The sequence below is a fragment of the Methanocalculus sp. genome (genome assembly GCF_029762515.1).
GTDB lineage: Archaea > Halobacteriota > Methanomicrobia > Methanomicrobiales > Methanocorpusculaceae > Methanocalculus.
The window spans coordinates 1-3,616 of sequence record NZ_JARVGN010000243.1; the positions used below are offsets into that span (position 1 = coordinate 1).

Genomic DNA, 3,616 nt, shown 5'->3' on the forward strand with positions numbered 1-3,616 from the left:
CCTTCAAGAAGGTTCTTGAGACCTGCCATCTCTCCGATAAATGTCTTCCCACTGGCTGTTGCTGCAACGACAAGCAGGTGTTTCCCAAAGAGGAGACCAGACTCAACTGCAAGCTGTTGTGCGGGCATCAGGGAGGTGATAGAGACTGCATCAACAAACTCGCGGGGCAGCGGGAGCTCTTCCAGCCGTTGTGTATCTGAAACCGGATGCGCATCGACCCTGTCAAAGAGGGTCTTCTTCATATCGAGGCTCTCCGGCTGGATGATCGCAAGGACCGCCTCGAGATCGCGGTGCTCCATCAGGAGATCTTCAATATGGGCACGGGTCTTCTTCCCGAGCTTTCTAAGATGAGACAGTTCGCGTGAGAGTTCTTTCTTTGCACAATCCGGGCAGATCAGCTCACGGCCGCACCGGATTTTGGTCTCTTTGGAGAGCTGGGTGATCTGATCTTCCAGGAGGCAGATTCTGCATATATCGACAAATGAATATGGTATCTGAAGATTTTCCAGAAACTCTTCAAAAGCAGCATCATGCTGGGTCAGATACACCTCGCCCTGGCGAAGAGCGACAAGCAGATCCTTGGTGGGTGTCTTCTTTGGGTGGGATGCACCCGGCCTTCTGACCATAAACTCATCGGGCCGTATCCCCCGTGTCGTCCTCGCAAGGGATACGGTGCCGACATGCCGGATTCTCCGGTCATCAAAGAAGAGGATCCGATAGGCTTTCTTCCATGGGAGGATGATTGCGCTCATAGGTGCTTACTGCACCGCCAGATCGTGGATGGTATAGGAGAGTCCTGCGGTTTCAAGCCGTTTGATAAAGTCGGTGAACTCAGAATCAACAACGATGATCGCACAGTTCATTCCGTGAAATGCTGCTTCAATGACACCTTCTCGTGCGCCATAGAACATATCGGATCTGATGCCTGATCGTTTCAGTGCCATATACGCCTCAACACCGACAGCACCGACGATCTCTGCCTTCTGTACGATCTTGAAGAGCCGGTCTCGCTCAACGACGCGGGATCCGCCCCGTTCGATCCGGGGGACCTTGCAGACGAAGACCGATCCTTCGGTATGCTCGATGATCCCGCTCAATCGTGCAACCCCTACATCAGTTCCCTTCTCGGCATCATCGATGGCAATGCCTGTTGCTGACTGGGTCTCCTTCCCTGCATACAGCCATCCTCCTTTCATAAAGACGCCGACCGAATCGCCTTTCTTCAGATCCTCACCAGCAATTGCAGCCCATATTGCCACCTGCTGTATGATATCCCGCCTGATATGGCGTGCATAGCTCTCGAGCTGCTCAGCACTTGAGAGCACCCACTCAATTCCCTTCCGGGTGACACTGTACCGGCCCCGCCCTTCTGCGGTGATCAGCTCGTCATCTGCGAGATCGCGGATGTACTCGGAGATTGCCTGCGGGGTTACTCCGAGCTTCTCGGCGATCTCCTGCTGGCGTATTGATGGCTGGTGCTCGGCTACTTCGACGAGAACCTGAAACCGTGTCGTCTCCCTTTTACTTCTGAGAAGATTCCCAAGGGGATCCTTACTTTTCTCCATCAAGGAGTATCAACCCCTGTCCCCGGACATCAAAATGTGGCAGACGCTTTGCGATGCCCTTGACATAGATAGGTTTTACACCAACTTTCCGCGCGATCTCGCCGATGGAGGTGTTGCCTGAATCAACTTCAGCCTTTATGTTATCGGATAGTTCCCTGAGTGTCTCGTCGTTAGATGTGGATATATAGAGCATCGAGACGAGATCCTCCATTGTGCACTGGAAATTTGCCCTGAACTTCTGATAATTTACCCGGTATTCCTTCTCTGGTTTTCTTCCCGGAAGCGTTCTCCATTGCTCGTCGATCAGGTTTCCCTTCTTCAGCATCTTCAGGCAATGGTTGATGCATTCACCTTCATACTGCTGATTCAGTTCCTCCTCAGTCACCCATGACTTCGAGAGCAATTCATAAACCATTTTATACCCTGAGTTGTTAAACGTAACAAGCAGAGGTACTAGCTCCACCGGGTCGCTTACAATTTTCGTCTTAGGATGATCCGTCACTGCAAAAACCCTATGTACTATATTGCTCTGTAATTCTATAACCTTTGTTGATAATCCATGCGGAGATCTGGCACTATCATCGTCCGTGGGATCGTACAGGGTGTGGGCTTCCGCCCCTTTGTCTATGCAACTGCGGAATCGCTTTCCATCCGTGGCTCGGTCACCAATCTCGGCAGCGAAGTCCTTATTCACGCTGAAGGAGACCGTTTTGACGAGTTCCTCGATGCTGTCACAAGAGGGCCGCGCCTTGCAGCCATAGATGAGGTGATCGTCTCACCCCTTTCAGGTACAATCCCCGACCGTTTCTCTATCCTTGAGAGCAAGGCAGGCAACCTCTCCGGCATGATCCCCCCCGACGTTGCGATCTGCGAGGCCTGTATCCATGATATTAATCAGGCGGATGGTCGTTATTTCAACTATTGGGCAACATCCTGCGTAGATTGCGGCCCGCGGTACAGTATCATACGCGCGCTTCCCTATGATCGGGAGAGAACAACAATGGATCTCTTCCCCCTCTGTCCTTCATGCGAGGAGGAGTACTGGAACCCGCGATCCAGGCGCCACCATGCCCAGACGATCGCCTGTGCGACCTGCGGCCCCTCGCTCACCCTGATGGATCCGGATGGCCGGAGCATGCCGGTTGCAGACCCGATCAAAAAGGCAGCAGAACTTCTTGATATGGGAAAGATCCTTGCGATCCGTGGGATCGGGGGTTTCCATATTGCCTGCATCGAATCTTCAGCAGAACGGCTGAAAGCCCTCCTCGGAAGGACCGGGCAGCCGCTTGCAGTGATGGCTGAAGCAGACACCATCGAGCAGGTTGCCATGCTGAATGAGAGTGAGAGAGAATATCTTATCAGCCCCGCCCGTCCGATTGTCGTCCTTGAGAAACGCGATCACACTTCCCACCCGACGATATCAAACCTGCATACCCTCGGGATGATGCTCCCCTATACCGGCCTGCACCACCTTCTCTTCAGTCACCTCACGTCACCGATGCTCGTAATGACAAGTGCGAATGTTCCCGGCAACCCGATGATCACAGAGATCGATCTGGTGATGTCGCGTCTTCGGGGAGTGGTGGACTACTTCCTCACCCATGATCGCGAGATCCAGAACCGGTGTGATGATTCGGTTGTCCGTGACGGCCTGATCATCCGCCTCTCCAGGGGTATTGCACCGAAAAGGACCCGGATTGATCTCGGAGACCGTGCCATCCTCGCTGTCGGGCCTGAACTGAATGCCAATGCAAGCTTATACAACAATGGCTTCTGCATCACCTCCCCTCATATCGGAAATATCAGGAACCCCTCGACCGTCCGCTACCTTGAGGAGACGGTGGAGCGGCTCAGGGGCTTAACCGGCACAACCCCTGAGATCATCGCCTGTGATCTCCATCCACAGTTTCTCTCGACACGATACGCAACAGACCTTGCAGAAGAGCTTGGTGCAGCACTGGTCCCGGTCCAGCACCATCGTGCACATATTGCCGCAACAACCCGCGAGCGGTGTGTCGGGATCGCCATTGACGGTGTCGGGTACGGGGATG

At 53.6% G+C, this 3,616-nt stretch carries 3 protein-coding genes and 1 pseudogene; 1 reads left to right on the forward strand and 3 read right to left on the reverse strand.

What is annotated here, in order from left to right; genetic code table 11:
• The 3 genes and pseudogenes from QCH34_RS08865 to QCH34_RS08875 form a co-directional block, all read right to left on the reverse strand.
• Window positions 1–752 (reverse strand): annotated as a pseudogene (locus tag QCH34_RS08865) (DEAD/DEAH box helicase); the annotation flags it as partial.
• Between the two features lie 6 nt (window positions 753–758).
• On the reverse strand, window positions 759–1,565 hold the full coding sequence (locus QCH34_RS08870) for a MarR family transcriptional regulator (RefSeq protein ID WP_300333014.1): 807 nt from the start codon (window positions 1,563–1,565) through the stop codon (window positions 759–761).
• Window positions 1,552–2,067, reverse strand: a complete 516-nt coding sequence (locus tag QCH34_RS08875; RefSeq protein ID WP_300333016.1) for an ArsR family transcriptional regulator — start codon at window positions 2,065–2,067, stop codon at window positions 1,552–1,554. Before QCH34_RS08875 ends, QCH34_RS08870 begins: the two co-directional genes overlap by 14 nt.
• A gap of 57 nt (window positions 2,068–2,124) precedes the next feature.
• Between QCH34_RS08875 and hypF the strand changes: the two genes are divergently transcribed.
• Window positions 2,125–3,616: carbamoyltransferase HypF (hypF, locus tag QCH34_RS08880; protein ID WP_300333018.1), on the forward strand; the 1,492-nt coding region annotated here is incomplete at its 3' end.

What these genes read in the sequence shown, in the direction of transcription:
- QCH34_RS08870 (WP_300333014.1), bottom strand. Translation starts at nt 1,565, where the DNA reads ATGGAGAAAAGTAAGGATCCCCTTGGGAATCTTCTCAGAAGTAAAAGG.